Below are 7,134 nucleotides of genomic sequence, written 5' to 3'. Positions count from 1 at the left end.
AGCAGAATCTCGCGCATGATATCTTGGCGCAGGATCGGTTTGTTTAAAAGTCTGTTCATGTTCTTCGTCAATAATAATAAAACCCAAATTTTGAAAAGGCAGGAATAAAGCCGAACGTGCCCCAATAACAATTTGTGCTTTGTCTGACGAATTTAAAACCTGATTCCAAACTTCAACTCTTTCATTATTGCTATATTTTGAATGAAAAACAGCTACATTATTTCCGAAATATTGTGTCAATCGAGATACCAATTGTGTTGTCAAAGCAATTTCGGGCAACAGATATAAAATCTGCTTTCCATCGTTTAAAAATTGTTCAATGAGTTTGATGTAAACTTCCGTTTTTCCAGAAGCTGTAACACCGTGAAGCAAGCAAACTTCTTTTTTGGAAAAAATAGTTTCAATTTCCTGAAAAGCTTTGGTTTGAAAATCATTGAGCTTAACATTTTGTTTTTCTGACTTTGAAAATGAAACCCTGTCTTGTTGCAAAAAATATTCTTCAAATATATTTTTATCAATCAATGCTTTAATGATTGATGAAGTTGCCCCAGAAAATTCAATTAATTTTTTGACAGAAATTGGGCTTTTCTCTGATGCTTTGAGTTGAAAATAAGCCAACAAAATATCTTTTTGTTTTTGAGCATTTTTTAATATTTGAAGTAATTCTTCTAATTTTTGGTTCGAATCAAATTCAGGAACGAGTTTTATGTATCGAATTAATTTGGGTTTGTATTCTTCCACAATTTCTTCTTGCAGTGAAATAATATTTTTTTGAAGCAATTTTTGAATAATTGAAAATACATTTTTTTTATTCAATATAGCGACTACTTCTTGAATTTTGAGTGAACTTTGTTGGTTCAACGCTTCAACAAGCAAATATTCATCATCAGAAAGTTGTGCTTCGTCTACAAAAAAATCAGATTTTTGGGAAATTATTGTTTCACTTTCCAGCATCAGTGCCGATGGTAATGCCGAACGGAAAACTTCGCCAATAGAACACATATAATAAGATGCAATCCAATTCCAATGTTGCAATTGAATTTCGGTTACTATCGGTTTTTCATCAATAATTTGATGAATTTCCTTAGCTTCATATAATGTAGGTTGGTTGTGGTGTTTGGAAGAAACTAAACCCGTATAAAATTTGGTTTTACCAAAAGGAATTGCGACACGACTTCCAATTGCTATAAAATTAAATTCGGTTTCTGAAACTCGATAAGTAAATGTTCGAGCGACTGCAAGAGGTAATATTACTTCTATAAAATGAGACATCTAAAATAATTATTTAACTCTTATCCATGTTTGAGAACGACCAATAATGGCAAATCCAATATAGCCTCGAACTTCCAATTTGTCTTTTCCCTGTAGTTTTATAAATGATTTGTAAATTTTGCCGGATTCTGGATCTACAATTTTTCCACCATTATATTCATCTCCATCTTTTGAAAGTCCTTTAATAATAACCAGTCCTAAAACTGGTTTGTCTTTGTCGGTTCCTGTACATTTATCACATTTACGACTACTTTTGGAAGCATCCATAATTTCAACAACTTTGCCATAAACTTTTTCAGAGTTTTCAAAAATTTCCACAATCGATTTGGCTTCGCCCGTTTTGTCGTCAATAGTTTTCCATTTTCCAAAAACCGATTGTGCATTGCTATGGAAACAAATAAAAATAAAAGAAATGTAGATTAACTTTTTCATAAATATTAGGTTAGGTGTGGGTTTTCTTCTGGATGTCGTTTTAACTTGGCAATGGAAGCATCAAGTTCAAAACCTAATAATAGGACCATACAGTTTATCCAAAGGTAAAACATCACAATTAATAATGTACCAATAGAACCATAAAGTTCGTTATATTTTGAAAATTTGACAACCCAAATTCCAAAAATATAAGATGTAAAAATAATTAATACAGTCGTAAAAACGGTTCCAATTGTTATAAAATCGCGTTTTCTAGTTTGTTTGATCCCAAATTTAAAAAGTACAGCAATTGCCAAAACAATTAAGGCAATTACAAAAAGATACCTACCACCTTGTATCAAAGATATTTTATCTGAAATTCTACTCGAAAATACATCTTGTAAAATCGTTCTTTGAATGAAAACTTCAAAAATAACAATGGCAGCTACCGCTACAATTAATATAAATGATAATAGTAAGGAGATGCAAAGTGCTACAAAATACTGACGGAAATATTTCCTTTTCACAATGATATGCTGTGAAGTCTCGAAACCAGACATTATAGCATTGACACCGTTAGTCATTAAATAAACGGATAATAAAAACCCCCATGATAACAATCCAGATTGACTATTGTGTAAAATATCATTGATAATATTTTCAATAGCTTCATAGGTATTTGGAGGAACTGCTTCTGAAACAAATTGTAAAAAATCTTTTTGAAAACCTTCAATTGGAATATAAGGAATAAGATTTAAAATGAACAAAGCAAAAGGGAAAAGTGCCATGAAAAAACTCCAAGATATAGCTGCGGATCTGTAAGCCAAGGATCCTTGTGCAATTCCAGCTATATAAAAAGCTATTAATTCATAAAGAGAAATTCCCTGAAGCCAAGGCAGTTTTATATTTTCCAAAACAATAACCAATTGTTTTATAATAGGAATTTTTTTTAACTTTTGTGCTGTTTCTTGACTCATTATTTTCGGGGTACTATATAAAAACGGCTACTTTTTCAGCTTTTTTACTTTCTGAATAATCATAAAATCCTTGCCCAGATTTGATACCTAGTTTTCCAGCCCTAACCATATTGACAAGCAACGGGCATGGTGCATATTTTGGATTTTTGAAACCATCGTACATGACATTCAAAATAGCCAAACAAACGTCAAGTCCAATGAAATCTGCCAATTGCAATGGTCCCATAGGTTGTCCCATTCCAAGTTTCATAACGGTATCAATTTCATAAACGCCAGCCACTTTGTTGTACAGTGTTTCTATAGCTTCGTTGATCATCGGCATTAAAATTCTGTTGGCTACAAAACCAGGATAATCATTTACCTCAACTGGCGTTTTGCCTAGTTTTACAGATAAATCCATGATTGTTTTGGTCACTTCGGTTGAAGTGTTATAACCACGAATTATTTCTACCAATTTCATAATAGGTACAGGATTCATAAAATGCATGCCTATAACTCTTTCAGGATGAGAAACAACCGATCCGATTTGTGTAATTGAAATGGAAGAAGTATTGGTTGCCAAAATGGTTTCGTGACTACAAATATCATTTAATTGTTTGAAAATGCTTAATTTTAAATCTACATTTTCTGTGGCAGCTTCCACCACCAATTCCGCACCAACAACGCCATCTTTTAAATCAGTGTAAGTAATAATATTGCCAATAGTTTTTAACTTATCGTCTTCAGAAATAGTTCCTTTGGCAATCATTCTATCTAAGTTGGCAACAATTGTTGCCATTCCTTTTTCTATAGATTTTTCTGAAACATCTATTAATTTTACGGTGAAACCTGATTGTGCAAAAGTATGTGCAATTCCGTTGCCCATAGTTCCAGCTCCAATTACTGCTATTATTTTCATTTATTTTTTATTTTTTAAAACAATCAATTATTTGATAGGCAACTCTAAGTGCATTGGTTCCTTGTTCCAATGTAACCACTGGCGTAGTATTATTTTCAATCGCATCTGCAAAAGACTCAAGTTCGTCAAGAATGGCATTATTGGTTTCAACCGTAGGGTTTTCGTAGTAAATTTGTTTTTTCATACCTTCTGCATTTTGCAAAATCATGTCAAAATCTCCTGGAGTTTCTGGCGCATCTTTCATTTTTACAACTTCGCATACCTTATCTAAATAGTCTACCGAAATATAAGCATCTTTCTGAAAAAATCTAGATTTTCGCATATTTTTCATGGAAATTCTGCTGGATGTAATGTTGGCTACACATCCGTTTTCAAACTCAATTCTAGCATTGGCAATATCTGGCGAGTCGCTTATGACTGATACTCCGCTGGCATTTATGTTTTTTACTTTAGAATCTACTACGCTCAAAATGGCATCAATATCATGGATCATTAGGTCCAAAACCACAGGAACATCGGTTCCTCGAGGATTAAATTCTGCCAAACGATGGGTTTCAATAAACATGGGATTTTTAATCTGGTCTTTGACCGCTTTGAAGGCAGGATTAAATCTTTCTACATGACCAACTTGTCCTTTTACATTAAATTCCTTTGCCAAGGCAATAATTTCTTCTGCTTCGGCAACAGTATTTGATATGGGTTTTTCGATAAAAACATGCTTGCCAGATTTTATAGAAACTTTGGCACATTTATAATGCGATAATGTTGGTGTTACAATATCTATAACATCAACAGCGTGAATTAATGTGGCAATAGTATGAAATTGTTTATAGCCAAACTCTTTTTCTATTTTGGCTCCGTTTTCTTGATTTTCATCATAAAAACCGACCAATTCATATTTTTCTGACTGCTGCAATAATCGTAAGTGTATTTTTCCAAGATGTCCAGCACCTAAAACGCCAACTTTTAACATACAAATATATTTTTAACAAAAATAGGAATTAATTGATAATGGATAATTGATTAATGAGAATTTGTTTTCTAAATTTACAGAAATAAATTCCCCCAAAATTGAGAGATACATCCAAACACCAAGGACTTCGAAATCAACTAGTAACCATTTTGCAACAAAAAGGGATTGGTAATAAAAATGTATTGGAAGCTATTAAAAAAATTCCGCGTCACTTATTTCTGAATTCTAGTTTCGAAGATTTTGCCTATCAAGACAAGGCTTTTCCTATTGATGCTGGACAAACCATATCCCAACCGTACACTGTAGCATTTCAGACGGAGTTATTGGAAGTAAAAAAAGGAGATAAAATTCTTGAAATAGGAACTGGTTCGGGATATCAAACGGCTGTTTTGTGTACCCTTGGCGCTGTAGTTTATAGTGTGGAAAGACAAAATGAATTGTTTAAAAAAACATCATTATTACTGCCAAAGCTTGGAATTCGTGCCAAACATTTGTCTTTTGGCGATGGTTATAAAGGTTTGCCAAACCACGCTCCTTTTGATAGTATTATCGTTACTGCTGGCGCACCCGAAATTCCCAAAGCATTGATGTCCCAATTGAAAATAGGAGGGAAGTTAGTTATTCCTGTGGGAGATAAAACTCAAATTATGACACTCATTATTAGAAAAAATGAAACCCAATTTGAAAAACACGAGTTTGGCGATTTTAGGTTTGTTCCTTTGTTGGAGGATAAAAACTAGAATTATTATTAACTATTTGATTTAGAAAAAGCAAAGAGGTTGAAAAAATTTTACACTAATTGCACTAATTTTCACAAATTATATTTTTTGTAAAATTATGCTAGTTAGATAAATTTTCTAGATTTTAAATTCAATTTGTTAGTGAAAATTTGTGCGATTAGTGTGAAATTTTATAATCTTAATATAAATTATCTAAACTCTTTTTTAATTCTGTCAATATCTCTTTTGGTATCTTGTTCTTTTAGAGATTCACGTTTGTCATACGTTTTTTTACCACGACACAATCCAATATCCAACTTTGCCATACCTTTTTCATTGGTATGCAATTTCAGTGGAACTATGGTCAATCCTTTGGCCTGAACATTTTTTGCAAGGGTTTTCAATTCTCTTTTGTTAAGCAAAAGTTTTCGCTCACTTCTTGCTTTATGGTTGAACTGATTTCCAAAAGTATATTCTTCAATGTAAGTATTTATTGCAAAAAGTTCATTATTACTAAATTCACAAAAACTTTCAGTAATATTCGCTTTTCCAAGTCTAATAGATTTGATTTCTGTTCCTGCAAGTACTATTCCTGCAGTATATGTTTCAAGAATTTCGTAATCGAATCTTGCTCTTTTATTTAAAATGTTTATTGTTTTCAGCATAATAAGGCAAAGGTATACTAATTTTTTCTTTGTTTAAAATAATGACTTAAACATACTTTTTTTTAAGATATTTAAAAATATTAAGGCTAAAATTATTATATTCGTATTATAAACCAATTAAAAAACCAAAAATGAAAAAAAATTTCTTAAAAATTTTATTTATTAGCTCTTTAATCTTTACCTCATGTACAAAAGATGAAACTAATAACGATCTAGTAGTTGTTGATGCTACTCAAAAAGAAGCATTGAAAGCATCCGAAATTAATGCAAAAATTGAAGGAATTGCAAGTTCAAATAACATATTTAATTGGAACCAAGTTTCTGACCAAGTGCTTTGGAGTGCTGCACTTCAAGGTCAAAATTTGATGACTATTGGTTTTGGAAATACAATCAATGATTTTGATAGAAGTAAACTTTCCAACAATCAATCCATTCAAAAAGAATTATTCGATATTATTGAAAGATATGAAGGTAAAAAAATCAAAGATATTCTAGTTTCTACCGATGTATATTTAAATCTTTTTGATGTACAAATAGAAAAACAAGAAACTATTATCGCACTTAAAAGGAGCAAAGCATTGCGGTATATTGAACCAGCAGATTATAGATATCTAGAAAATAATGCAGATTACCAAAGGCAAAAGTCTAGTTCTGGATGTGGATATGAAACAGCAACTCTCGCCAGTTCAGATTATACAACCATCACGCCAAACGCCAAAGTGCCTTGGGCATTTTACCAACATAATATTCCTGCTGCATGGAATGTTAGCACTGGAGCTGGTGTAACTATTGGCGTTGTAGATACTGGACTTTCTGGAAATCAAGGTTTAATGGGTTCAAGTTTTAATAACGGACAATCATCTGGAAGAAGCGTTCAAAGATTTGGAACTTTTGTAGATTCTTTTTGGCCTTGGAGTACTACAACAGATGGTATTAACGATAAATGTGGACATGGAACAAGCATGTCATCTGTTGCAACATCTCCTAGAAATGATAAAGGTTTGCCAGTTGGTGTAGCTTACAATGCAAATTTAATAACTTATAGAGCATCATCGGATGTTTTGCTTGAAGGATACCATGAGCAAAATGGTGTAAAAAATGCTTTTACGGGATTGGCAAACAATGCAAATGTTAAAATTATTTCCATGTCAATGGGTTATATATTTTCGGTAGGAAAAATTGAGGACGGGATTAGATATGCACATAGCAAAGGAAAATT

At 32.2% G+C, this 7,134-nt stretch carries 8 protein-coding genes; 2 read left to right on the top strand and 6 right to left on the bottom strand.

What is annotated here, in order from left to right:
• The 5 genes from RMN92_RS12390 to RMN92_RS12370 all read right to left on the bottom strand — a co-directional run.
• Positions 1-1,272: DEAD/DEAH box helicase (locus RMN92_RS12390; protein ID WP_309609753.1), on the bottom strand; the 1,272-nt coding region annotated here is incomplete at its 3' end.
• A 9-nt stretch (positions 1,273-1,281) separates the two neighbouring features.
• Complete coding sequence (locus tag RMN92_RS12385) at positions 1,282-1,704, bottom strand: DUF2147 domain-containing protein (RefSeq protein WP_309609752.1); 423 nt, start codon at positions 1,702-1,704, stop codon at positions 1,282-1,284.
• Between the two features lie 5 nt (positions 1,705-1,709).
• Positions 1,710-2,660 carry a YihY/virulence factor BrkB family protein gene (locus tag RMN92_RS12380; protein ID WP_309609751.1) on the bottom strand — a complete coding sequence of 317 codons (951 nt, stop codon included), beginning with the start codon at positions 2,658-2,660 and terminating at the stop codon, positions 1,710-1,712.
• Positions 2,661-2,673: 13 nt separating this feature from the next.
• Positions 2,674-3,558, bottom strand: coding sequence for a 3-hydroxyacyl-CoA dehydrogenase NAD-binding domain-containing protein (locus tag RMN92_RS12375; RefSeq protein ID WP_309609750.1), 885 nt, complete (start codon positions 3,556-3,558; stop codon positions 2,674-2,676).
• Between the two features lie 7 nt (positions 3,559-3,565).
• On the bottom strand, positions 3,566-4,531 hold the full coding sequence (locus tag RMN92_RS12370; RefSeq protein ID WP_309609749.1) for a Gfo/Idh/MocA family oxidoreductase: 966 nt from the start codon (positions 4,529-4,531) through the stop codon (positions 3,566-3,568).
• 98 nt (positions 4,532-4,629) lie between these two features.
• Here RMN92_RS12370 and RMN92_RS12365 point away from each other — a divergent pair, with 98 nt between their 5' ends.
• Positions 4,630-5,271, top strand: coding sequence for a protein-L-isoaspartate(D-aspartate) O-methyltransferase (locus tag RMN92_RS12365; protein WP_309609748.1), 642 nt, complete (start codon positions 4,630-4,632; stop codon positions 5,269-5,271).
• 188 nt (positions 5,272-5,459) lie between these two features.
• Here the strand turns inward: RMN92_RS12365 and smpB are convergent, their stop codons facing one another.
• On the bottom strand, positions 5,460-5,915 hold the full coding sequence (gene smpB, locus RMN92_RS12360; protein ID WP_309609747.1) for an SsrA-binding protein SmpB: 456 nt from the start codon (positions 5,913-5,915) through the stop codon (positions 5,460-5,462).
• 131 nt (positions 5,916-6,046) lie between these two features.
• Here smpB and RMN92_RS12355 point away from each other — a divergent pair.
• Positions 6,047-7,134 (top strand): S8 family serine peptidase (locus RMN92_RS12355; RefSeq protein WP_309609746.1); only part of this gene is annotated, 1,088 nt, incomplete at its 3' end.

It is taken from the genome of Flavobacterium sp. (genome assembly GCF_031363805.1).
GTDB lineage: Bacteria > Bacteroidota > Bacteroidia > Flavobacteriales > Flavobacteriaceae > Flavobacterium.
This window is presented reverse-complemented; position numbering and strand designations above follow the sequence as displayed.